This window comes from Acinetobacter guerrae, from assembly GCF_009372255.1.
Lineage (GTDB): Bacteria > Pseudomonadota > Gammaproteobacteria > Pseudomonadales > Moraxellaceae > Acinetobacter > Acinetobacter guerrae.
On sequence record NZ_LXGN01000056.1, the window covers coordinates 375075 to 399400 of the forward strand.

Annotated in this window: 20 protein-coding genes; 3 read left to right on the forward strand and 17 right to left on the reverse strand. The window is 39.7% G+C overall.

The genetic code is table 11. From position 1 onward, the window contains the following. Positions 1–36: 36 nt before the first annotated feature. Entirely contained in the window at positions 37–1347 is a 1311-nt protein-coding gene (locus tag A7A69_RS15085; RefSeq protein WP_152878417.1) for an aromatic ring-hydroxylating oxygenase subunit alpha, read from the reverse strand. A gap of 777 nt (positions 1348–2124) precedes the next feature. Here A7A69_RS15085 and A7A69_RS15090 point away from each other — a divergent pair. Next, complete coding sequence (locus A7A69_RS15090) at positions 2125–3345, forward strand: OprD family outer membrane porin (RefSeq protein ID WP_152878516.1); 1221 nt, start codon at positions 2125–2127, stop codon at positions 3343–3345. Between the two features lie 16 nt (positions 3346–3361). Further along, on the forward strand, positions 3362–4573 hold the full coding sequence (mhpT, locus tag A7A69_RS15095) for a 3-(3-hydroxy-phenyl)propionate transporter MhpT (RefSeq protein WP_241675270.1): 1212 nt from the start codon (positions 3362–3364) through the stop codon (positions 4571–4573). A 134-nt stretch (positions 4574–4707) separates the two neighbouring features. Here the strand turns inward: mhpT and A7A69_RS15100 are convergent, their stop codons facing one another. The 14 genes from A7A69_RS15100 to A7A69_RS15165 all read right to left on the reverse strand — a co-directional run bounded on the left by A7A69_RS15100 (position 4708) and on the right by A7A69_RS15165 (position 20602). Next, entirely contained in the window at positions 4708–5118 is a 411-nt protein-coding gene (locus A7A69_RS15100; protein ID WP_120370686.1) for a Na+/H+ antiporter subunit G, read from the reverse strand. Positions 5119–5128: 10 nt separating this feature from the next. After that, complete coding sequence (locus tag A7A69_RS15105) at positions 5129–5404, reverse strand: monovalent cation/H+ antiporter subunit F (RefSeq protein WP_120370687.1); 276 nt, start codon at positions 5402–5404, stop codon at positions 5129–5131. Continuing rightward, positions 5401–5934, reverse strand: coding sequence for a Na+/H+ antiporter subunit E (locus tag A7A69_RS15110; RefSeq protein ID WP_120370688.1), 534 nt, complete (start codon positions 5932–5934; stop codon positions 5401–5403). The genes A7A69_RS15105 and A7A69_RS15110 overlap by 4 nt, the downstream gene beginning before the upstream one ends. Position 5935: 1 nt before the next feature. Next, positions 5936–7744, reverse strand: a complete 1809-nt coding sequence (locus tag A7A69_RS15115; RefSeq protein WP_152878419.1) for a monovalent cation/H+ antiporter subunit D — start codon at positions 7742–7744, stop codon at positions 5936–5938. Then, positions 7744–8112 (reverse strand): Na+/H+ antiporter subunit C, encoded by a 369-nt coding sequence (locus A7A69_RS15120; RefSeq protein ID WP_120370690.1) that lies wholly within the window; start codon positions 8110–8112, stop codon positions 7744–7746. Before A7A69_RS15120 ends, A7A69_RS15115 begins: the two co-directional genes overlap by 1 nt. Beyond that, entirely contained in the window at positions 8109–10958 is a 2850-nt protein-coding gene (locus A7A69_RS15125; RefSeq protein ID WP_152878422.1) for a monovalent cation/H+ antiporter subunit A, read from the reverse strand. The genes A7A69_RS15120 and A7A69_RS15125 overlap by 4 nt, the downstream gene beginning before the upstream one ends. A gap of 327 nt (positions 10959–11285) precedes the next feature. Further along, a complete protein-coding gene (locus A7A69_RS15130; protein ID WP_151980481.1) occupies positions 11286–12656 on the reverse strand; it encodes an AAA family ATPase in 1371 nt (456 codons plus the stop codon). Between the two features lie 28 nt (positions 12657–12684). Then, positions 12685–14190 (reverse strand): UvrD-helicase domain-containing protein, encoded by a 1506-nt coding sequence (locus A7A69_RS15135; protein ID WP_151980480.1) that lies wholly within the window; start codon positions 14188–14190, stop codon positions 12685–12687. Positions 14191–14199: 9 nt separating this feature from the next. Continuing rightward, entirely contained in the window at positions 14200–14970 is a 771-nt protein-coding gene (hisIE, locus tag A7A69_RS15140; protein WP_151980479.1) for a bifunctional phosphoribosyl-AMP cyclohydrolase/phosphoribosyl-ATP diphosphatase HisIE, read from the reverse strand. A gap of 143 nt (positions 14971–15113) precedes the next feature. Continuing rightward, positions 15114–16403 (reverse strand): FAD-dependent oxidoreductase, encoded by a 1290-nt coding sequence (locus A7A69_RS15145; RefSeq protein ID WP_152878426.1) that lies wholly within the window; start codon positions 16401–16403, stop codon positions 15114–15116. A gap of 65 nt (positions 16404–16468) precedes the next feature. Continuing rightward, positions 16469–18088: an ABC1 kinase family protein gene (locus A7A69_RS15150; protein ID WP_120370696.1), complete on the reverse strand. Its 1620-nt coding sequence runs from the start codon at positions 18086–18088 to the stop codon at positions 16469–16471. A 13-nt stretch (positions 18089–18101) separates the two neighbouring features. After that, positions 18102–18770: a ubiquinone biosynthesis accessory factor UbiJ gene (locus tag A7A69_RS15155; protein WP_152878429.1), complete on the reverse strand. Its 669-nt coding sequence runs from the start codon at positions 18768–18770 to the stop codon at positions 18102–18104. 12 nt (positions 18771–18782) lie between these two features. Continuing rightward, positions 18783–19727: a bifunctional demethylmenaquinone methyltransferase/2-methoxy-6-polyprenyl-1,4-benzoquinol methylase UbiE gene (ubiE, locus tag A7A69_RS15160; protein WP_120370698.1), complete on the reverse strand. Its 945-nt coding sequence runs from the start codon at positions 19725–19727 to the stop codon at positions 18783–18785. A gap of 170 nt (positions 19728–19897) precedes the next feature. Then, a complete protein-coding gene (locus tag A7A69_RS15165) occupies positions 19898–20602 on the reverse strand; it encodes a DUF8198 family protein (protein WP_120370699.1) in 705 nt (234 codons plus the stop codon). Between the two features lie 205 nt (positions 20603–20807). On the opposite strand from A7A69_RS15165, the gene pap reads away from it, so the two are divergent. Next, positions 20808–22226, forward strand: a complete 1419-nt coding sequence (pap, locus tag A7A69_RS15170) for a polyphosphate:AMP phosphotransferase (RefSeq protein ID WP_152878432.1) — start codon at positions 20808–20810, stop codon at positions 22224–22226. Positions 22227–22278: 52 nt separating this feature from the next. Here pap and tcuC read toward each other — a convergent pair whose 3' ends face one another. Both tcuC and A7A69_RS15180 read right to left on the reverse strand, forming a co-directional pair. Further along, a complete protein-coding gene (gene tcuC / locus A7A69_RS15175; RefSeq protein WP_187349239.1) occupies positions 22279–23595 on the reverse strand; it encodes a tricarballylate/proton symporter TcuC in 1317 nt (438 codons plus the stop codon). A gap of 193 nt (positions 23596–23788) precedes the next feature. Further along, the gene (locus A7A69_RS15180) at positions 23789–24298 is read right to left on the reverse strand and encodes a hypothetical protein (RefSeq protein ID WP_120370702.1); all 510 of its coding nucleotides are present in this window, start codon (positions 24296–24298) and stop codon (positions 23789–23791) included. Positions 24299–24326 lie beyond the last annotated feature (28 nt).

The window sequence follows — 24326 nt, forward strand, 5'->3', positions numbered from 1 at the left end:
TTCGGGTGGCATTTTTTTATCTTGTTTGTTTTTGCTTTATGCAGATTTTTTGTTGCCACCATGTACGCTAAAAAATTTAGCTCCAGACATTTTTTGGCCTACTGCTTTTTCATAAGCCTCTCTTACTTCTTTGGGTTGTCCTGCTTGTCCAATAAAATCATTGAGATAAGGTCCAAGAAGAGGATGGGCTGCAAGTTGTCCGCGTGGTAAACCTTCTTTCAACTCTTTACTACAGGCAGATGGTAAATAAATATCCTTATTCTTTTCTGGATTAAAAATCAGAGCCTTAGGAATAAAATCAGGGTTGTTTTTTAATTCCTCTAACTCTTTAAAGAAACGTTTACGTAGCATAATAATGCCACGATCACTTTGCCCTAGAAATTCGCGTTCACGATTAGTAATTCGTCCTTGTCCTACCCAGACGGCAAAGTCTTGGTTAGCAACATGGGTGGTAATCCATTTCCCATTTTCATCATATAATGGACCATACCAAGAAGGAATTTTTTCTTGAACATATGGTTCCTGTTCTTTAGGAACTTTGCTAAAGACCCAAAGTACGCTTAAGGTATTATAGTCATCAATTGGCACACGCCATTCGAAATGATGCCCTAGATAGAACCCATTTGGCCATAAAGTAACTCGTCCTTCAGTCCACATTGGGTTATCTTCACTTTCGCCCTCTCTTAGACGTTTGTAAGTAAAACCATATTCAAATTCTTCAAATTTGGTTTTAATATGAGTTGCCACATAGGGTTCATCAGTTTCTGCTTGGCGTATAGTCCAGTTATTATGCGTCCATTCAAAATGAATGGGATCAATTGAGTTTTCCTGGCATTGAAACCAGTTACAGGGTAATTCGGCAAAAATTGCTTGCGCAAAACCATTTTTATAATTAAATAAATCCCAATCTGGAAGCTCTGGTACCGGATCCGACCCCATATAGGCCCATAATAATCCAGCCTTAGCCTGCACCTTATAGGCAATAATTTTGGTCATTTTGCACATACGTGCAGTGGGATCACAAACTTGTTCGTAAGGCTGGTGAATACATTCACCAGCTAGATTAAACTGCCACCCATGATAACTACAACGGATACCTGTTTGTTCAACATATCCATAAGACATATCTGCACTACGGTGAGGACAATGACGTTCAACTAAGCCATAGTTGCCACTTAAATCTTTATATAAAACTAAATCTTCACCTAAAATCCGGATGGGTTTTATAGCTTGATTGTCAAATTCAGATTCCCCTGCGATAGGATGCCAATATCTCCTCAGATATTGTCCCATTTCAGTATCTGGTCCTACTTTTGTTAAGCGATCATTTTTTTCCTGAGTTAGCATGTAGGTGCTCCGCATCTTTTAAAATTTTAATAAAAATATATGTTTTATTGGTGAAACATGTATTTGTATATCAAATATAGATAACATATTTTTTTTAAATAGTCTAAAAATTTTTAGAAGATAAAAACATTTTTTATTCAACAAAAAAAAGTGAATTTTTATAGTGCATTAATTTTTAAATTTATTTTAAAATTTTTTCAGTTTTGCTGCAGATAATAGAATTTAAGAAAATTAATTTAAATAAGATACTGATATTAATAATTATATTTTTTTTGATAAAAAATAGTGCATTTAAATTTAATCAATTTTTTTCAAATGTTCCAATTATGGGCGGATGAAAAAGACTGTTTTTTAGTCGTTGACAAGCTTTTTAAAAAAACGTTATAAGTTTAAAAAATGTTTTAAATGAAAATTAATGTTTTGTATATAAAACATGAATTGTATATTTAAAATTGTCATAAGCATATTGTGTCTCGATTTAAATTCAGAGTGCGCGATATCTAATGAAAATTATTGATGAGTTTTGAACAGCTCATGATTTTTTAGCAAAAAAATTGAAAAAAGGTTAGCCACATAATCGGAGTACTTTTCTGGTTAGGCCATCAATGATCAGGATAAAAACATTAATTTTATCGGTGTAAGAGAAAATTAATGTTTTTCTTGACTAAAAAATTGAATGAAAAGTTCGATCAAAAAAATAAACGATTTTCTGATTTTTAAATATCTAGAGAATAAAAGGGGAAAAATACAGTGAGACAAAAGGTAATAATTTGTTCAATGTTAGCTTGTAGTTATGCTAATGCTGAACATTTTTTTAATGATTCCAAAAATAGTTTATGGACACGTAATTATTACTATGATCGAAATTATACAGAGGTATCAACTACGCCTGCGCTAAAAGAATGGGCTCAAGGTTTTATTTATAGTTTTGAGTCTGGTTATACGGCTACAACCGTAGGATTCGGATTGGATATTCAAGCAGCTGCAGGTTTTAAGTTGCATGCGGATCGAGATCAGACTGGAGCAGGGTTGTTACCGGTTGATAAAGTAACGCGTGAAGCAGCAGATAGCTATGGAGAAATTGGTTGGACTGTCAAAGCAAAGTATCAGCAAACTGAAGTGAAAGCAGGAACCCTTATGCCTTTTACTCCTGTAATTTTTTCATCTAGAGCAAGACTTTTACCACAAACTTTTAGAGGGGTGGAATTAAAATCTAAAGATATCGACAATACTAATCTAACGCTAGGCTACGTGGATAAAGTAAATCAGCGTGATTCTACTAATTTTGAGAATATTCGTATTTCGACTGCCAATGGTAAGTTTAAAGCAGCAGAAACTGACAGTGTTTATTATGGTGGTTTTAATTATCTATTTGATAAATCAAACTCTATTGGATTCTACACTATAAAGCTTGATGATATTTATCAACAACACGTATTCATGTCAAACAATGTGATTCATTTGAATGACAGTTTGAGCTTAATTCCAGACCTTAAATATTACATTAACCGTGCAGATGGTAAAAAATTGGCAGGAAAAGTCGACAATGATTTGATTGCTGCCAATTTTAGTCTTCAACACGATACTCATGCATTCTCTCTGGGTTTTTTAAAAAGTTATGGTGATACGGCATTTCCATATATTACAGGAGGAGAAGTTTTATTTTTTCTTGATGGTATAAGTACGGATTTTCTTAATCCTCGTGAAGATGTTTTTAGTATTCGTTATGACTATGACTTTAAAAATTATATTTCAGGGCTTAAAGGAATGGTGCGCTATAGCGAAGGTCATAATATCTATTTGCCAAACTTGGGTGGAACAGACTTAAAAGAAAAAGAGACTGCTTTTGATATTCAATACACCGTTCCTGAGGGAAAGTTAAAAGGGTTATCTGTCAGAGCAAGATATGCTTTGTATGATAATGATTTTGCTTCAACCGCAGCATTTAAACCTGATCATGAATTTCGTTTAGGCATTGATTATACATGGAATTTTTAATTAAGAGATAAATATTATGAATATGGTAGTTTCGGTGGTTAGTACTAAGAAAAAATTAAAATTTAATATCACGATTGTTTTATGTTTTCTCATTGCCATCATTGAAGGGATGGATATACAGGCTGTAGGGGTTGTTGCAACTTCTCTCAAAGAAGCATTTGGATTAGATAAATCTCAACTTGGATTGGTCTTTAGTGCAGGTATTTTGGGATTGTTACCTGGATCAGTCATTGGTGGATACTACGCAGATAAAATTGGTCGAAAGAAAGTCCTGATTTTTTCAGTATTACTTTTTGCACTGTTTACAATCTGTATGGTTTGGGTTCAAAGTTATCATAGTCTATTGTTAGTACGGTTCTTGGCAGGATTAGGTTTCGGTGCAGCCTTACCTAATTTAATCACTTTGGCATCTGAGTCTGTAACTCCCCAAAAACGCGGTAAGGCAGTGGGCTTGATGTACTGTGGGATGCCTGTTGGAGCTGCATTAGTCGCATTATGGGTGGCGTATGATTTTAGTGAAAACTGGAAATCGATTTTTTATATTGGCGGTATTATTCCCCTATTACTGATTCCTGTACTGATTAAGTTTTTACCAGAATCCAAAGATTTTATGGGAGTAAAAACTGAAAAATTAAAAAATACCAATATGTTTAGTGCTTTATTTCAGACGAGCATGAGATCAAAAACAGTATTGTTCTGGGTTAGTAATTTTTTTACGACTATGGTGCAATATATTATGTTGAGTTGGCTTCCTTCACTCTTTGTTGAATTAGGTTTCACTAAACAAGAAGGGAGTAAAGCACAGCTATTTTTTCTGATAGGTGCAACGATTGGAACAGTTTTACTAACGTATTTAATTGATCGATGGAATAAATCGTTTGTAATTTTAATGATGTACGTTGGTATTTTATCAGGATTATTTTTACTGAGCGGATCAACTCACTTAAATATGATGTATTTAGCTGCTGCATTCACAGGAATCTTTATGATTGGTGGTATTGGGGTAATGTACGCTTTTGGAAGTTTTGTGTATCCCACAGAATCTCGTGGACAAGGCATTGGCGCTGCATCATCTGTTGGTAGATTGGGGGCTATTGTTGGACCAATGGTTGTAGGTCAATTACTTTTTTTAGGAAGTGGTACATCAACAATTTTTCTAGCAGCTATTCCTTGTATTGTAATTGCAGCAATCTGTATGTTTATTTTGTCTAAGAAAATTGCAGCATAATTGATTTTAGATCTATTGTTTAAAAATAGATCTAAATTATAGGACATGTACACAATTTCATTAAATATATGGAACTATGCGGAAGCTTAAATTGTATTAGTCAATTTAAGCTTCTTTTATTTTTAAATTTCACTCTACTCTTTAGGAGGTTCTGAATGGGAGTCAATTGTTGAATTTCTACGACGATTTAAAAAAGAATACCGATCCCACGGCAGTGGACGATTGAGTGTTTCAGGAACCTCACCGCTCAAAGAACGTAACCGCAAATGTAAAGCTGCTTGTGCCATCAAGTTGGCTGAAACAGGTGCAGTAATAAAAGCCAGTAAAGTGATTAATAATTCTGAAAAACCAAAACGTCCATGAAAGGCAGAGTAAACAATGGATGCCAGCAAAAAACTCCCTAAACCGAGTGTACTGGATTTGGTTGGTGCATGAAGACGCATAAACAAGTCGGGTAGCCGAATCATGCCAATACCGCCGACTAGCATAAAAAAAGCACCAACCAACAGAAAAAATGAAACTAAAATTTCCATAAATAGCTGCATGATGCTTCTCCTAATCGATCACATGACCCGTGGTGAAATAACGTGCCAACGCTGCGGTAGAAACAAAACCTAACATGGCAATTAAAAGTGCACCTTCAAATAGATTGGTACTGGTCCAGTAAATACCCAAGACCACGACTAAACAGGTGGCATTCAAAAATAAAGTATCTAAAGCCAGCAGTCGATCTACTATAGAAGGGCCAACGACCAGTCGAATCAGACATAGAAACATGGAGATGGTAATCGCGACCATACAAATGCCTAGAGCATAGGGTAAGATGATCATGTCGGTTCTCCTTCTTCAACCGTCTTTACATCAAAAATGGCGATCAATGGTGCTTCATAACGTGATTTGATTTCTTGAATATCCAGTTCTTCATTATCTGTACTGAGTGAATGTACCAGAATGTCACCACGTTCCTGATCGATTCCTGCGGATACAGTGCCAGGTGTCGTGGTAATAATCATCGCCAAAATACTATTGACCTGCTCATGTTGGGTTTCTAATGGTACGCGATACCATTTTGGATGTAACCGATCTGTGGGTCCAAGTACCAGTTTTGCGACACGAATATTTGAAATAACAATATCCCATAACACCACAAAGAACAGATAAATGGCCTGCTTCCAATGGATATGAGGAGTACGAGTGATAAAAGGCTGTACCAGACGCGGAATCAAAATAGCCAGAACAATCGCAATGAGAATGTTATCGGCGGAAACACTATGTGCCAGCATGACCCAACTTAAACCGACAAGAACTGAAACAAATGGATGGGGAAACCAGCGTTCTAGCAAAGGACTCTTTTTTTTCATTTCAAGGCTCCATCGGTTTGAGTTGGCTTTCATTTGGTACGATATCTTGATCCTTTTGTTCTTGCTCAATTTGACGTTTCTTATATTCTGAAATGTGCTCGCCTTCAAGCGTATCATCAGATATGACATCGGGAATATAATGTGCGTATGGATCGATCGTTTCACCACCATATTTGGTTTCAGGAACATAGCTTGGATCATAAGGTTGTACACTGATCACTTCACCAAAACGGTCTTTGCTTAAAATAGAATTGGTATAAAGTGCATGATCCTGAATTTGTGTCGCTGTACTTAAGGTATAGGAATAAATAGCAGGCGCGCAAATGACATAAATAATTAAACCTGCCAAGAGTGTATAAATTGTCAAATCGTTACGTGCAGGAGCATGTTCAGGTAAATCCTGATATGCAGCAAAAGCAGGTTCCTTTTCATTTTCTTCAGGCGCAGTCGATCGCCAGAACAAAACAAAACCAACACGGGTGAGAGCAATAATACTGAGCAAACTGACAATCAGCACAATCGCAATGATCCAAGCTTGATAAGGCTGATCATGAGTGGCTTGTAAAATAAATACCTTACCCAGAAAACCGCTAAACGGAGGCAGACCTGCCATCATCATCGCAATGACGAAATAAACCAAAGCCACTATTTTGCCTTGTTTCATTCTTGGGGCAACTTTGAGATGATCTTTAAAATTACCACGTTGAGACGTAACCCAACCACAGAGTAAATAAAAAGCGGCTGCAATCAGCGTACTATGTACCAGATAATATAAAGCCGCAGCCCATGCTTGGGTATTAAACATGGAAATCGCAATTAAAATCGTCCCGATAGAAGACAGCACCATAAAGCCGACAAAACGTCGTAAACGATCTGCACCAATAGCGCCAATGACTCCATATAATGAAGTCACTAAACCAATGGGTAACAACCAGTACTTCAAAATATTTTGTGCAAATACATCATCAAATACTGTTCCATTGACCCTTAAAATTGCATAAATACCGACTTTAGTCATAATGGTAAAGATGGCTGCAACGGGTGTTGTTGCCACCGCATAGGTTTTTGGTAACCATAGTCCAACGGGCAATATTGCTGCTTTAATGCCAAATACAACAAATAAGAGCAATCCGCCTGCAATGGCAAGTTTGTGTTGATCTGGCTCAAGCGTTGGCAAAAGGCGTGATACATCAGCCATATTTAAACTGCCAACACTGCCATAAATCATGCCTAAACCAATCAAAAAAATCGCAGATGCAAGCAAATTGATCGTGACATAATGAATGCCCAGTTGAAAGCGCGCTTTGCCTTGTGTATGTAGCAGCAGTACATAGGATGCCATGAGTAAAACTTCAAAGAATACAAACAGGTTAAACAAATCGCCTGTTAAAAAAGCACCGCTAATTCCCATGAGTAAAAAATGAAACATAGCATGGAAATAACGACCTCGTGTATCCCATTCTTTGCTTGCAAACCACAGTACAGGTACAGCGAGTACATAGGTCAACAGCAGCATAAAAGCAGAAAGCTGATCTAAAACCAATACAATACCAAATGGTGCAGACCATTCGCCGAGTTGATAAACTGTAATTTGACCTGTATGTGCAATCAAAAAATAACTGACCGCAGTGGCAAGACCGAGTAAAACAGAAACTAGGCTGATGGCTCTGCGCCACGGTTGGCGACGATCTGTTTCTAAAGCACCAGAACCAGGGTTGCCTAAAATAATTAAGATAAATGCAGTAAATGCAGGAATAAGAATGCTAAAAATAGGCGCGTGCATGTTCCAGAAATTGATAAAGTCAATCATCAAGGTTCATCCTCACGCGGGTCATAATTTAAGGCTGGGTCTTCTTTGGAATCGACATGATCTGTGCCCGATTCGTAACGGCTTCGAATTGCAAGCTGTACAATAAATGCAGTTGTAGCAAAACCAATGACAATCGCTGTTAAAACTAAGGCCTGTGGTAAAGGATCAGTCGCTTTAACCGTTTCTGTCAAAATGGCAGGCGCATTCATTTGAATGCGTCCCATCGCAAACAAAAAGAGATTCACAGCATAGCCAATCATGGCAAGTCCCAGTACCACAGGAAAAGTTCTGGCTCGTAAAATTAGATAAATACCTGAAGCGACAAGCAAACCGATTGCAGAAGCAAGTAAAAATTCCAGACTAATCATGACGAATCTCCTTCACGCGGAACTGGACCAGTTATGCTTGAGTGACGTGAATCTCCAAGTACCGAAATTAATAACATGGTTGCGCCGACTACAGTGACATAGACACCCACATCAAATAAGGCGGCCGAAGCGAGATGCGATTTTCCAATCACTGGAATATCGACATAAATATGTGCGCTGGTTAAGAATGGACGTGACCAATACCATGCGCCGATACCCGACATACCCGCAATAAGTAAACCAATACCAATCCAGAGTTCATATAAACGACCAGATTTTGCTTTTAGCATGTGTTCGGCACGATCTTGACCTTGTGCAATGTACTGGATAATTAAAGCCATTGAAGTCACTAAACCAGCAATAAAGCCACCACCTGGGTAATTGTGACCGCGTAAAAAAATATAAAGACTGACCACTAAGGCGATTGGTAATACCCATGAGGCTGTTGTTCTTAACATCAGTGGTGATGGATTAAAACGATAGGTGAGTCCTTGAGTCACGCTCGTACCATGAATCCGCATACCATCCATCAGACAGAGTGCCCCAATGGCAGCAATACCCAAGACTGTGATTTCTCCAAAAGTATCAAAACCACGGAAATCAACCAGAATCACATTGACCACATTTGAACCACCACCCAAAGGTAGCGATTGCTGCATAAAGAACCATGACAGCGAGTTATGATCACGAGTTAGAATTAGCCATGCAATCCAACCAATGCCTAATCCCCCTATAATGGCAATCATGGCATCACGCCACCGTCTTGAACGCCTAGATTCATAAGGGGTGAGTTGCGGTAGTAATGATAAGCTCATCAATAATAAGACAGTGGTCACGACATCAACGGTAATCTGGGTCAATGCCAGATCGGGCGCAGAGAATCCAATAAAGATCATGGTCACGACCAAACCAATCGCACCGCTAATCAGCACTGCTTTAATTCGTTCATGATGAAACCAGAGCATCATCCAACAGGCTGAGAATAAAATCAGCCATAACACAATAGCGATCATTGGCGCATGGGTAAGTTCACGCGATCCTGTATTAAGTCCTTGATTAAATAATGGTACTGCAACGATGGCGATACTAAAAAGTACAATCAAAAACAAATATAACTGCAAAGAGCCTGTCTCAGTACGGCGTTTTATATTTCGACTACCCAAAAGCAAATATTTTAAAAACTTATCAAATAAAATTCTGCCCTGAAAGTTACCTAAATATGGATCAAGATCAATACGGCGAATACGCCCGTCTTTTGCCAAAGCAAAATAAAAAATCGTTCCGCCAAGCAGAGCAATCAGGCTCATCATAAGGGGTAAATTGACACCATGCCAAATGGCCAAATGTACTCCTGCAAACTCAGGCGTAGCAAGGCTGGCACGGGTTGCACCATTGACAATATTTTCAACCAGTAAAGAAGGGATAATACCGACTAAAATACAAAGTATAGCGAGTAATGTTGCAGGAAAACGCATTCCCCAAGCAGGTTCATGTGCTTCTTTATTGGGAACTTTTTCTCCGACGGGGCCATCAAAAAATACGCCGTGAACGAGCCGAATAGAATAACTGACCGCAAAAATACCTGCCAATGTTGCAACAATGACAGAAAAGATTAAAGCACCACCACTTAAGCTAGAAACCAATTCTGTGAAGAACATTTCTTTGGAAATAAAACCATTTGTAAGCGGTACACCTGCCATGGATGCGGCAGTAATCATGGTAAGCGTGGCAGTAAAAGGCAGCAGTTGCCATATACCGCTCAGCTTACGTAAATCGCGGGTTCCTGTTTCATGATCAATAATCCCTGCGATCATGAACAGTGCGGCTTTGAATGTGGCATGATTTATAATATGGAAAATAGCTGCGGCGACTGCTAAAGGTGAGCCAATCCCTAATAAACAAACAATCAATCCTAGGTGACTAATCGTGGAGTAAGCCAAAAGGCCTTTTAAATCTTCTTTAAAAATGGCGAAAAAAGCTGCCATAAAAAGCGTAAATAAACCGACAAAAGTGACAATATTGTGATAAATCGCCGCCCCTATAAAAATCGGTGCAAGGCGCGCCAATAAAAAAATTCCAGCCTTAACCATGGTTGCGGAATGCAAATAAGCCGATACAGGAGTCGGTGCTGCCATCGCATTGGGTAACCAAAAATGGAAAGGAAATTGAGCACTTTTGGTAAATGCACCTAATAAGATGAGCAATAGGGCAGGAACAAATAAGGGATGCGATTGAATGGTATCTTTCATGTTGACTAGTTGATCAATCTGATACGTTCCAGTGATCTGCCCAATCAAAATAAAACCACCTAGCATTGCTAGACCGCCCATGCCTGTAATGGTCAGTGCCATTCGTGAACCACGTTGCGCGGCCTCGTAATGGCTCCAGTAGCCCACCAGTAAAAAAGATGAAATACTGGTCAGTTCCCAAAAGACTAATAATAAGATTAAATTATTTGAAAGAGAAATTCCGAGCATAGCTGACATGAAGACCATGAGCAGCATATAAAGTTTAGCAAGGGAATTACGAGGGCTTAAATAATAATAAGCATAAATATAAATGAGCGTGCCAATGCCTGTAATGAGTAGGCTAAACAGGAGTCCAAGTGCATCCAGACGAAAACTAAGATTTAGTCCAAGTTGCGGTAACCAGTCCCAATTTTGTTGAATGGCAGCACCAGCAAAGATTTGTTTTGCCTCAGTCAGCAACAACCCAAAACTGGTTAAGCTGACTGCAATTGCCCCTAAAGCCGTTGCTTCCCGCGAAAAACGCTGTAGCAATGCAACAAGGGTGGTGCCTAATATTAACGGTAACAAGATAATAATCGGTAGCACACTCGTATCCATGTCGTGATTTAGGTCGGAACCTAAGCGTGAATCTTATTTTTCAGGATGTACAGGAAATCAAAGAGAATTCCAAAGCATTTGACAGCCTGAAAACCATAAATGTGAATAAAAAGAAAAAACAAGTTGTATTGCGCGACTTGCAAGAAATAAAAAATAAGTGTCAAAAAGTATACCGCAGGAAAGAACCACGCTGTTACTGTTTTTACACTTAAAAAACAAAATATCAATCACTTAAGGATGTTACTAAAACGGTTTTTCTTAAACTGATTGATAGTTATTTCCAATGATAACATGAAAGATAATTTGATGTCTAAATTATGGAGCGACTTATTTTTCAGACAATCTTGACTCATCTAGGTGTTTGATATTCGACTGTAAATGGTGCAAGATTTCGTCTTTTTGCGTATCACTTAAACCTTCTAGTAGTTGATAAACCTGATCCATATTTGTTTCTATCGCAATTTCGGATGTTAAATCATTCAAATCTGGTTCTGAAGGCTGATTAAATAAATGTTCATAGACGCTTTCATAGGTCTCTTGAGAGTTTGCAAACTCTAAAGATGAAATCTGTTTATTGGATAAACTCAGGCATTGATATTCTTCAGCGTGTTCGAGCAGTTCTTCACGATTACCTGTCGCAATAATTTGTAAACATGGAAAAGCCTCATGTAAGCGCTCCAGAATTTCATGACACAAAACATGATCAAGTTGATTATCGATGTTATCGATTAACAGGATTCCTTCACCTTCAAGGCAGGGATACAGACTTAAGGGATTAAGCAAACATAAACGGCGGACAAGATCGCCAATCATGGCGATCCAAATTTTCAGTGAATTTGACAATTGTTGGTAATATAAACTTTGCCCCTGATACGTCACCATCAGTTGAAGTTTAGGCTGATATTGTAGGTAAATATCGGTAATGTCGGGAAAAATGACATTCAAACTGGCTTTCAATGCTTGTAAATTAGGCGAATTGAGTTGAGCGTGTGCCTGAAAAAATTCTTGTTCAAAGTTGGGAGAATTTTTTGTACTAAATTTTCCAATAAGATGCTGGAATAACTGCGCACTTTGAGCATTTTCAATATCACTGATCTCCCTAAACCATTCAAAAAAACGTGCAAAAGTTGTGAATGGAATGGCAGCAACATCGTAGGCAGATGAAGCTTGAAATACAGCAGGAATATTTTTGCTTAATAAATTGATTTCATTGATAAAACGGTCAGATGGATAATAGGCAATACAGGGTAGGCCCTGTAACGGGTCTTGCTTAATCGCCTTTTGATACAGCTCGGTCAAATATTCGAGTTGTTGTGTTTCTGTTTGGCTAATCCCAATACCTTGGCTATTGAGTGTTTTATATAATTTCCAAGCACAGCATGACGTATCACTTTGCTGAGATTGGCTGCCTTCTGGTAATTGTCCAATTTCACTCGGAATCTTGACCTGAATATCGATTCGAGATTGAATCCGAGAATTTAAGATATCCTGATCTAGCATGACAATGCCCGCAGTGCGACTATCTTTTAAACGTGCCGGAAACCAACTTAATGCCTGATAAATGTGTTTCAGCAAAGTCGTTTTGCCTGTGGATTGTTCACCTAAAATGAGTGTGATGGGTTTATGCGAATAATGAAATTGAACCTGTAAATTGCTAAACAAGCCTGTATGTTTAAGATGAATCGATTCAAGTTTCATATGCCCACCAGAGTTGGAACGCGATGTTTTAGACCGCTGCAGATTTACGCAAACTTTGCGGTGCTTGCAGTTTGAGCTGCTGAACAAGGTCGTAAATATGATGAATATTTAAGCTTACTTTAGCACGTGTACACGCCACGTAAAGTAGTCGCAGTTCTTCATCACTAATTTTATGTTCAAGTCCATTGATTTTAAATTGATAATCATCTTCCAGATGTACTCGATCCCATTCTAATCCTTTAGCTTTATGCGCAGTGGAAATGACATAATCAGCTTGATCGATAGGAGTGATTTTTGCCAACGCGCGTTTAAGAGGATCAGTTCCATGATCATCGACCAGTTTGACCAATGGTTTAATATCACTGCCATCATTAGTTTCACAATATTCATGTACATCATGCCATGAATTAAACCAAGCTAGTTCTGGCACATCAGTGACACGCTTGCCTTGTTTTAATAAGCTTGCGGCATCTACAAAACGATTCAGTTTATTGTGATCAGCTTGCAAACTCACTTTATCGCCATGCACTAAACCTGCTAGCAATAATTCCATCGCACGAGCATTGGTTCGACATAAAATGGCATCACGTTGCTTGGTATGGGGTTTATTCACGACTTTTGAGTTGAGATTTGGATTGCCAAGTAATGGCACGGTTTCATCCAGCCCACTTAATAAATAGTTGGCGACATCGGCAATTTGCTCACCAAAACGAAATGACGTGGTTAAACGTGACTCTGGGAGCGGAAGTTGCTGCATGGCATTGACTGCTCCGCGCCATGCATAAATCTGCTGATGTGCATCACCGACATAAATGACCTGTGTGCTACGTTGTCTAAGCAATATTCCGAGCATCAATGGATCGGCATCTTGGGCTTCATCAAACAATACATAATCGGCTGGAATATTAGGTTCAGATAATGCCCACAGTTTCAGGTAAATATCGTGCCCAATTCCTGCCTGATGACTTTGGTCAATCGATTCTAACCAACGTCGTTCCACTGCTGGATAGAGCTGTTTTTGTAACTGTTCAATATCATCAGGATGCAGCCAGCTTGGTGCTTGAATATGCCGTGGTGCAGGATATTGTGAACTGGTCGAGCAAAAATAACTAACCGCATTGGCGACCAGACTTGCTAAACGACTTGGCATCAAAACATATTTTTCATAACGCCCCCCCATCATGCGGCGCAGGGTCATCGGCTCTAACCGATAATCTTTGGCCATAAAACTTGGGCTTAAACGGGGTAAGCGTAATTTATCGGTAATTCCACGTGGAACACTACGGAAGGCCAGTGAGTGAAAAGTTCGACAGTCTACATGACGGTGAAATTTTTGCTGTGCCTCATTGGCAATCGCTTTATTAAAAGCCAGATACATACCACGCCTTTGCGGCATGGCATCACTAATCAATTGTAAAGTTGTGGTTTTACCTGTGCCTGCATACGCGATGACTTTAAATGATTCGCCCAGACGCGCATTATCAATGGCCGTTGCCTGTTCATAAGTCGCTTTGGGTTTCTCAAGATTAGACACAGTCAATAGTTATCCTTGCGTACGATTGGCTTTTTCAACCAGACCTGAAAGTCCCTGACGACGTGCCAGTTCATCCAGTACCAGTTTGGGATCAAGATCAAAATGACCCAACATGACGATGGTATGAAACCACAGATCGGCAGTTTCATAGATCAGGTCATTTAAATGTTCTTGAGTCGGCTGAACGGCATAATCTTTGGCAGCAATGATCGTTTCAACGCTTTCTTCGCCGACTTTTTCCAAAATTTTATTCAAGCCCTTTTTATACAGAGTTGCGACATAGGAACTATCAGCATCCGCTTGTTTGCGTTGTTGCATCAATTGTCCCAAATGCGCCAAAACATCAATTTGTTCTTGTGGTGCTGTATGTTCATGCGCATCTTTAGCAGAGGCACCATAAATAGCTGTCGGATCTTTAAGTTGTGGATCGACAATTTCCCAACCTTGTGGCGTAAGTTTACGATAAAAACAAGACTCGCGCCCTGTGTGGCAAGCGATTCCACCATGCTGTTCCACTTGTAATACAATCACATCACCATCACAGTCCAAACGAGTTTCATAAACCGTTTGAAAATGACCTGACTCTTCGCCTTTATGCCAAAGTTTTTGACGAGAACGTGAGAAATAAACAGCTTGTTGTTTTTCTGCGGTTAGAGCAAGTGATTCACGATTCATCCAGGCAACCATCAAAATACGCCCTGTAAGATGATGTTGTGCGATGGCAGGGATAAGACCTTGTTCGTTAAATTTTACTTCATCGAGCCATTGCACGTTGTTCATAAAGATTCACCAGAATTATGGATTAAATAAGTTCATTTGCGGTTATTCATCGCACCCTATAGTGTACGGCATCTGTTGATCATTTCGGAAAAAAACTCATCTTTTTTATGATGGGAAGCGATGAGCCTTAACCAGTTCTAAATTTAGTTTTGACTGAGAATAGGTGATTGAGACTGCGATTGCGCAATTTCCGCATAATTCATATGCTGTAGCGGAGAACTTTTTAAGCCCGAAATAGTGAGTGCCATTTGTTTGCGTAAATAAGGAATTTGGTACATCCAATAAAAACTCACATCTCGGAACGGACCTGCCCAAGTTGAATCAGATTGATAGAGGGGCGTGAGTAGCCGACTTAACATTTGATAAAATTGAGTGGAAGAATAGCGTAACTGATGATAATGCTGCCAGAACATTGTCCAATCGACTTGCCGATCTGGAAATTGTTGCATGGCTTGTCCTAGTGCCCACGCATCCAATAAGGCCATATTGGCGCCTTGTCCCAGTTGAGGGCTCATCGCATGTGCTGCATCGCCAATAATACCTATGCGGCCTTGTCCAAATTTTGTCAATACCACATCTCGATACTGAGCCGATAACCAATGTAGATTTTGATCTGTTTGCAAAATCTGTTCGAGCCAGTCCGCTATGGGGCGCCAGCGAGATGAAATTTGACGAAGTAAAAAATCATGCTTTTGAGGATTATCTAAAAACTGTTGTAATTGATGAGTGGGTAAACTCCAAAATATACTGGACAGGCGTTGGGTCGGTGTTTGTGGAATCGCACCTGTGGGTAGTACCCCCATCATCATTTGTGAACGGTCATAAAATTGATGCAAAATTTTAGGGTTTAGAGTTTGGCATTCGGGAACGATACTCCAGACCGCTCCCCACGGATAAGCTTTATCGACTTTTACCCAAGACGCAGGGCGTAAATGACTACGCGCACCATTGGCAATGATGACTGCATCGAAGTTGGCAGTGAAAGATTGTCCTTGATATTGACCACGGACATTCACACCTTCGCTATGTTCGTGTAATTCATCGATTTCATGCGACATTTTCCATGTCACAGCGTTTGCGTATTGCTCTAATTTTAAACTCAGTAAATGACACAGTGTCGCACGATGAATTCCGATACCATAATGTTGTGCATCGATTTCATGATAATGACTATTTACTAACAAACGTTGATTGGCGAGTCGACCTTCTAAGCCCGTCACCGTTGCGCCTAATTTTAAGGTTTCTTGTAATATGCCCAAATGTTCAAATACGGCTAGCCCAGCAGGTTGCAATAATAGCCCCGCACCTACAGGTTGTAGACGCTCAACTTTTTCAAATAAAGTGACATCAATGTCTTGGCGAGCCAATAAAATTGCGGTGGCCAGACCTGCGGTTCCCGCACCAATAATGGCAATATTTTTGATTTTTTTCATTATTATCGATCTTTTATTTTGAAGATAGATGAGGAAAAATATAGCTTCCCCATCTTTAATACCAGTTATTTAATAATACGCCAAATCGCTAATAATGCAGTCATCGCAATCAAGACAATCGAAATATACCACGGTGCAATCATCGCAATGCTGAGCAATATCAGCATCAGGCTACCAAACAACCAGCTACGTTGCTGTTGTTGTTGTATCTGCATACGCAGTTGTTGAATTTCCCGAACTTGGCGGTCATGCCATGCAGACTGATTTTTTAATCCATTTAAACTGTCGATAAGTAAAGTCGGTAAGTCATGCGCACCCAGTAATAAATCTGGAATTTGCTGACCAATTTCTTTCATGTTTTTGACAGGATTCATATTGGATTTGACCCATTCGGTCAAAATCGGCTTTGCCAGTTTCCAAATATCTAATTGAGGGTAAAGATCTGTTCCCAGTCCTTCGACATGCACCAGTGTTTTCAGGAGCAACATCAGTTGAGGTGGAATTTCCAGACGAAAGCGTCGGGCAATATCCATGACCTGCAATAAAATTCCAGCGAAATCGAGTTGATCCATCGGCTTTGAAACCATTGGCCCAACGGTACGGCGCATTTCTCTTGCCAATGCATCCTGATCCGTTCCTGGTGGAATCCATCCTGCTTGATGCACAATCTGAATCAGTTGCATGAAATTATTATTCATGACGGCCAATAGCATGCGTGCAACGGTCATCTGATCCTGTTTGGAAAGCTCACCCATAATCGCACAATCCAGTGCAATATAACGGGGAGAAACGGGGTTGATGGTTTCGACAAAGACATTGCCGGGATGCATATCGGCATGGAAAAAATTATCGCGAAATACTTGTGTGAAAAAGATAATAAGCCCTTTTTCTGCCAGTTCAGCCCGATCCATTCCCATGCGATCGAAGGTCGCGGTATCAGAAATAGGTACACCTGTAATCCGCTCTGCAACCATGACATCTTTGCTGTCCATATAGACTTCTGGCACATACATCATGCTAGAGCCTGTAAAATAATGGCGCATGCGACGGGTATTGTCAGCTTCGATGGTTAAATCAAGCTCATTTAAAATGATCTGACGATAATCCTGAATAATTTCAGTCAAGTGTAAGGCACGAGCGGCTTCCAATCGACTTTCAAGCCACTGTCCTAGCCATGTAATGATTTCAAAATCTTGCAAAATTTGCACACGAATATCAGGACGAGTGACTTTAACCACCACTTCACGACCGTCATGCAAAGCCGCGGTATGAACTTGGGCAATTGAAGCAGCAGCTAAAGGTTGCTCATCAAAACGCGCAAATAAAGTATTTACATCGGCTTTTAATGATTCCTGAATACGTTGTTTCGCCAATTGAGCATCGAAAGGTTTCACTTGATCTTGCAATAAAACCAGTTGCGATAAAATTTCAGGTGGAATCAAGTCGCGGCGAGTGGACAATAATTGCCCCAACTTGATCGCCAAAGGTCCCATATCTTCCAATGCTTGTTTAAGCTTCAGTGGGTTTTTACGTTCACGGCTCGACCATGCTGCTGGATGTAAGCGGATAAGGGCCAATGCATGGCGCGCTTTAGCGGGCAATTCTTCCGCAGGGAACAAGGTGTCAAGTCGATAATGTGCTGCGATGCGCCAAAGTTCGAATAACCGTGTAACGTGCGGAATCATAGTGGGATATTACCTAATCGTTTGTTTTATTAAATTGCGAATTGAGTTGTTGCAGTCTGGCTTCAAGGCGATCAATATCCTGATTAAGCTGTCGTGTAGCTTGATTGAGATCATCCATTTGCCAGCGTGGTGCAAACAAACCACTATCTTCTTTTAGTGCATCTTCTGCAAAAAATAGATGGCTTTGTAGGCTGCGTTTAATCTGTTTTGGCACAAGACCGATTTTAGCCAGTTCATGTGCAAGTGCTGGGCCAATCCACGGACTTAAATGGGCTGCAAGGTCAGGTTCAGCCTGTTGCATAATACGTTGAATATCTTGTAACAGATGATAATCACCTGTGAGCGGTATATTGCCAATCTGCTCTGCGTCACCTAATAGAAGTTTAAGTAGCTCAACCACATTTTTGACGTGCAGGGTTGCCGTCGCTTCAGTTAAGCTTACTTGTTGATCGAATGGGCGCTGCTCAAAGATAGACGGTGTCGGACTATGCCCCGTAACTGTGGGTTCAAGGCGGACTTTATTTTCATCAAAAAAAATATCAACTGAAAGCTGCGGGCTATCAATGACCACTCGCAGCATTTGACCTTGTAATTGATTAAGCTGGATACGGGTAATCGCATCCAGATTGATAAAATGATGAATACCGCGTTCGATTGCACCGAGCGCAAGAATTGACCACATAATCATTGACCTTTAAAGTTTAAAACCACGATGTACGGCGACAATTCCACCTGTTAAATTATGATAGTCACAGCTTTGGAAGCCTGCTTTTTCCATCATGCTTTTGAGCGTACGTTGATCTGGATGCATACGAATAGATTCGGCCAGATATTTATAGCTTTCTGAATCATTTGCTACAAGCTTACCCATGATCGGTAAAGCAGTGAATGAATATAGGTCATAAAGTTTAGAAAACGGTTCAAATACAGGTTTTGAAAATTCTAGAATCAATAAACGACCACCTGGTTTAAGTACGCGATACATGGCTTCAAGCGCAGCATCTTTATCTGTGACATTGCGCAAACCAAAACTAATGGTTAATAGATCGAAACTTTCATCAGCAAAAGGTTCTAATGTTTCAGCATTCGCCAATACGAAATCGACATTGGTACAACCAGCATCGAGTAAGCGGTCACGACCGACATTGAGCATCGATTCATTGATATCGGATAACACCACATGACCTTGAGGGCCAACTTCGCGACTAAAGACTTTAGCCAAATCACCTGTACCGCCTGCAATATCTAACACATGTTGACCACGGCGAACGCCAGACATATTGATTGCAAAACGCTTCCATAAGCGATGAATACCAAACGACATTAAATCATTCATGATGTCGTATTTACTGGCAACCGAATGAAAGACTTCAGCCACTTTCTGGGCTTTATCTTCTGCATTCACAGTTTGATAGCCAAAGTGTGTTGTTTCACCGACATTACCCGTTCGGCCAGCACCACGTGGTAAGTTATATTTAGGTACACTATTGTTTGCTGTGTGATGAAGATTTTGTTGCAAAGATTGTTGCTGACCTTGAGGAGTTCCTTGCGGAAGTGGTTCATTTAGGAATGGACTATTGCTGTCTGAACGTTCTGCCTGCTCAGTTGAGGAAGTGGGCTTTTGATTTTCGTTAGACATCTTGTCGCTCCTGAATTTAAACACATTATAAAGTGATTATGGCTGTCTGCATGATGACAGAGTTTAGTATGGTTTTACAGTCATCAGTGTGCCATCGTTATCAATACTATACAGAAATTTATAAAAATAAGGCGCTTAATGCCTATTCTTGCAGTGAGTGCCGATCGAGATCAGCGAAAAGGATCGGGATGACCCGAATGCACTTTTTCAATAATATCACGTTCAACTGCACTAAAGGTTTTAATAAATTTTTCTGCAGATTTGAGCGGTTTCATGGCGACAAATCCTTCCTGAATAAACTCATACATCAGGTCGAAATTGTATTTATGTGCGGCGCTTTTACACATTTTAAAAGCAGCATACATCATAAATGAACGCATGTATTTATCTAGCGCTTCGCCTAAATCGTCCAGTAATTTTAACTGGGTTAAACGCTGCTCTTTTTGATCCAGTTTGACCAAAGTCTGGCGCATCATTTCATCTGTGATTGGCGCATCTGCTGGATAATCTTTAAGTAATTGAATGGCGATTTGCTCATCTAATTGCATTGCGAGTACCGCAAGGCTGACCGATTTTGTCCCCGTTTTAATGGCATTATCAGGCAAGAGTTTCTCTGCTTTATGAGCATATTTAAGCAAGCGTTCGATTTGTAGTGCCAATGGATCAAAATCTGAGCCACCATATAAACGGTTAAGAAAGTATTGTGCCATCAACTGATTTTCTGGCTCGTCAAAATAGTCCTGATGAGTATATTTGATACGCGCTTTAAGCCAGATTTGGGCATCATTGAGACGTTGTAATATTGCAGGGTTGTTATGATATTCAAAGGCGTAATATTGTTGAAGTAAATCATCAAAAGGAGCAAGTTTAGACATTTGAATCACTCAAAATAATCAATTTATCAAAAGCATAAAAGTCTTAGGTTTAGAGAGCTATGACGTTTACGCAGCAAAATAACGCATGCTAAGTCAGTCAGAATCAAGATAAGTGTAAATTGACATAAATCGTACATGCATTGGACTGGAGCTGTTAGGACATTTAGTTATACTCACAAGAGAATCAGAACAAACAGAATAGATCATGAGTGAACAATATACGCATTTTGAGTTAATGGATGAAAATCATCTTTCTTCTGAGTTGATTGAAGCACAGTACACCTTAAAAAATAGTTGGGGCAAAAAAAATGCTAAAAGTGTTTTAGTACTGGTCAGTGGAATTGAATTGGCGGGTAAAGGTGAATCTGTTAAACAACTCAGAGAATGGGTCGATCCCCGATATCTAAAAGTAAAAGCAGATCCACCGTACATGCTTTCAACTGATCAGGCATTTTGGCAACCTTATGTCAATTTTATTCCACGTGAAGGTCAAATTGCAGTGATGTTTGGAAATTGGTATAGCGATTTATTGACTACTGCTATGCATGTGTCCAAACCATTGGATGAAACACTGTTTGATGCTTATGTTGAACAAATGCGGGCGTTTGAGCAAGACCTGAAAAACAATCAGGTTGATGTCGTCAAAGTTTGGTTTGATTTGTCATGGAAGTCCTTACAAAAACGTCTGGATCATATCGATGCTTCCGAGCGGCAGTGGCATAAACTGCATGGTCTAGATTGGCGTAATAAAAAGCAATATGACAATCTGCAAAAATTGCGTCAACGTTTTACGCACGATTGGATCATCATTGACGGTGAAGATGCAAAAGCTCGTGATCAAACTTTTGCACAGTCGATTTTAAAGACACTCAAGCATTTACCTGAACATTCGACACAAGGTGAAGAAAACTGGCCTCAAGCCTTGATTCCGCATGAATTGTTGCATCCAGATTCAAAACAATTCGATAAGCTAAAGTATAAGAAAAAGTTAAAAAAACTGACTCGCCGCGTTGCCGATGCAATGCGCTATGACGAGCGTAAGGTAATGATTGTTTTTGAAGGGATGGATGCGGCTGGAAAAGGGGGATCTATCAAACGTATTATTAAACGGCTTGATCCACGTGAATACGATATTTTTACCATCAGTGCGCCAGAAAAATACGAGTTGCGCCATCCGTATTTATGGCGTTTTTGGACAAAGTTAGATAATTGTAGCGATATACGGATTTTTGACCGAAGCTGGTATGGTCGAGTTTTGGTTGAACGTATAGAAGGTTTTGCCAGTGAGCTAGAATGGCAACGTGCGTATGATGAAATTAATCGTTTTGAAAAAGATTTAATTGATAGTCAGACTGTGATTATTAAATTCTGGTTATCGATCAGTAAAGATGAGCAAGAACAGCGATTTCATGCCAGAGAAAAAACCCCGCATAAACGCTTTAAAATTACCGAAGATGATTGGCGTAATCGAAGCAAGTGGAACGAATACTTAAATGCTGCCGCAGATATGTTTGAGCGAACCAGTACCGATTGCGCACCATGGACGATTGTAGCAACTGACGATAAGTACACTGCGCGTATTCAAGTGCTTAAAGCTATTTTGAAACAAATGAAGTCGGATTAAAGAAAAAACATCTGACTTGAAGCAAATATTCAAGTCAGATGTTATATATGAATTAATGCGATGTATTTGATGCAAGTTGAGCTTTGATCTTGGGTGTTTGGCTGTTTTGAGATTGGCGCTGACGGAAGACAATTAATGTCGCAATCAAGCTCACAATCGCAGCAAACATGAGCCAAAAAGCAGGCATACTTTTGCTGCCACTTTGTTCGACCAAATAAGTTGCAATCATTGGTGTTAGACCACCAAAAACAGAGGTCGCTAAACTATAAGCCACAGAAAAACCTGCAATACGTACCGAGCTTGGCATCATCTCTGTCAAGGATACGACCAAAGCGCCATTATAAAAACTATAAAGCAGTGATAACCATAACAAAGCCATTAACATATGGCTCAAGCTAATATTTTGCGTTAACCAACTTAGCAGTGGATAAGCTGTGATAAAAATTAGCGTTGTTGTGGTAATGAGGAGTGGCTTACGTCCAAATTTATCAGATAGATAGCCGCCAATGGGTAACAAGATAAAGTTACTTATGCCGACCATCACCGTTGCAATCAAGCTTTCTGCGGTAGTCAGATGCAAAACTTCTTTACCATAAGTCGGGGTGTAAACCGTAATGAAATAGAACATCGTTGTGGTGGTTGCGACCATCGACATTCCAATTAACACGACTTTCCAGTTAGCTGCCAATGTTGACATAATCTGGCGTGTGGTTGGATGTTCTTTGCGTGAGGTAAATGCTTCGGTTTCCTGTAATGATTTTCTTAGCCAGAAAATAAAAGGAATAATGGCGCAGCCTACAAAAAAAGGAATTCGCCACGCCCATGCATCGACCTGTGCTTTGGTAAAGGCAAGACTTACAATATAACCTAACACTGCTGCAAAAATGACCGCAACTTGTTGGCTGGCAGATTGCCAACTGGTCATAAAACCACGATTATGCGGTTCTGCAATTTCAGATAAATACACCGAGACACCGCCAAGTTCGACACCTGCTGAAAAACCTTGTGCTAAACGTCCAATAAAAATCAGCGCAGTTGCAGCGAAGCCAATCGTGGCATAGCCAGGTGTTAGAGCAATAAGCAATGAACCCACTGCCATAATACTTAATGTGACCATCAAACCTTTACGACGACCAATACGATCCACATAAGGGCCTAAAACCAAAGCACCAATTGGACGCATTAAGAAACTTACCGCGAAGATCAAGAAAGTCTTCATCAGTGCAGCATAACTACTGTCAGAATGAAAAAAAGTTTCCCCAATGGCTTTGGCATAGAGTCCAAACAAAAAGAAATCGTATTGTTCGAGAAAATTACCACTGGTTACATTAAAAATGGCGCGTAGGCGCGAAGAAGATCCATGTTGCACAACGACTCTCCATAGTTTTTTGTCATCGTTGCAGCAGGATAAAAATGAAATATTTAATAAAACTTAAAAATATGGAATTGTTTGTAGGAAAATTTATATGAATTGTACCTAATTAAAGACAAAATCTAAAAAAAGAGAGTTGAACCCAAGCCATGTTGCTCGGGATCAGTTTTATCTCTTGGTGAATATCGACTTAGGCGACGACATTTCCATTCGCATTTTTTTGTTGAATGCGTTTCGCCAATTGATAACAATCTTGTACATGTGCTTCAGCCACTTTTTTCATGACGATATAACCCAAACTGGCAGCCACAATGGACCCACCTAGCGGAATAAACTTGGTGACTTGTTTGGTAATGACTTTACCAATAATTCCATTTAAAGATTTTTTAACCGCAGTTCGTGCAACGACCAAACCAGAAAATTCAAAACCGCGTTTGCGAAGCTCATTCCAGTGAATTTTTTTAGTTTCAGGGTCATAAACACTAATATGATCGGGCGATAAGCCAAAGCGAGTGCTAATTTCTGGAATGAGTTGTGACAAAATCCCAATATCAATGACGACATCAAAAAAAGGAATTGGAACGACAGCCGCGCCAGCAGAAAAATAGGCACGTTTTTTGACCATTTCCAAACATTCTGTACGGATCTGCTCCAGATCTAAATTAGGATCAATTGAATCGGGGATATTTTCTATTTTCATCGGGTTATACTCAAGTCAGTTCCTTATC

What these genes read in the sequence shown, in the direction of transcription:
- A7A69_RS15085 (WP_152878417.1), bottom strand. Translation starts at nt 1,347, where the DNA reads ATGCTAACTCAGGAAAAAAATGATCGCTTAACAAAAGTAGGACCAGAT.
- A7A69_RS15090 (WP_152878516.1), top strand. Translation starts at nt 2,125, where the DNA reads ATGTTAGCTTGTAGTTATGCTAATGCTGAACATTTTTTTAATGATTCC.
- mhpT (WP_241675270.1), top strand. Translation starts at nt 3,362, where the DNA reads ATGAATATGGTAGTTTCGGTGGTTAGTACTAAGAAAAAATTAAAATTT.
- A7A69_RS15100 (WP_120370686.1), bottom strand. Translation starts at nt 5,118, where the DNA reads ATGCAGCTATTTATGGAAATTTTAGTTTCATTTTTTCTGTTGGTTGGT.
- A7A69_RS15105 (WP_120370687.1), bottom strand. Translation starts at nt 5,404, where the DNA reads ATGATCATCTTACCCTATGCTCTAGGCATTTGTATGGTCGCGATTACC.
- A7A69_RS15110 (WP_120370688.1), bottom strand. Translation starts at nt 5,934, where the DNA reads ATGAAAAAAAAGAGTCCTTTGCTAGAACGCTGGTTTCCCCATCCATTT.
- A7A69_RS15115 (WP_152878419.1), bottom strand. Translation starts at nt 7,744, where the DNA reads ATGATTGACTTTATCAATTTCTGGAACATGCACGCGCCTATTTTTAGC.
- A7A69_RS15120 (WP_120370690.1), bottom strand. Translation starts at nt 8,112, where the DNA reads ATGATTAGTCTGGAATTTTTACTTGCTTCTGCAATCGGTTTGCTTGTC.
- A7A69_RS15125 (WP_152878422.1), bottom strand. Translation starts at nt 10,958, where the DNA reads ATGGATACGAGTGTGCTACCGATTATTATCTTGTTACCGTTAATATTA.
- A7A69_RS15130 (WP_151980481.1), bottom strand. Translation starts at nt 12,656, where the DNA reads ATGAAACTTGAATCGATTCATCTTAAACATACAGGCTTGTTTAGCAAT.
- hisIE (WP_151980479.1), bottom strand. Translation starts at nt 14,970, where the DNA reads ATGAACAACGTGCAATGGCTCGATGAAGTAAAATTTAACGAACAAGGT.
- A7A69_RS15145 (WP_152878426.1), bottom strand. Translation starts at nt 16,403, where the DNA reads ATGAAAAAAATCAAAAATATTGCCATTATTGGTGCGGGAACCGCAGGT.
- A7A69_RS15150 (WP_120370696.1), bottom strand. Translation starts at nt 18,088, where the DNA reads ATGATTCCGCACGTTACACGGTTATTCGAACTTTGGCGCATCGCAGCA.
- A7A69_RS15155 (WP_152878429.1), bottom strand. Translation starts at nt 18,770, where the DNA reads ATGTGGTCAATTCTTGCGCTCGGTGCAATCGAACGCGGTATTCATCAT.
- ubiE (WP_120370698.1), bottom strand. Translation starts at nt 19,727, where the DNA reads ATGTCTAACGAAAATCAAAAGCCCACTTCCTCAACTGAGCAGGCAGAA.
- A7A69_RS15165 (WP_120370699.1), bottom strand. Translation starts at nt 20,602, where the DNA reads ATGTCTAAACTTGCTCCTTTTGATGATTTACTTCAACAATATTACGCC.
- pap (WP_152878432.1), top strand. Translation starts at nt 20,808, where the DNA reads ATGAGTGAACAATATACGCATTTTGAGTTAATGGATGAAAATCATCTT.
- A7A69_RS15180 (WP_120370702.1), bottom strand. Translation starts at nt 24,298, where the DNA reads ATGAAAATAGAAAATATCCCCGATTCAATTGATCCTAATTTAGATCTG.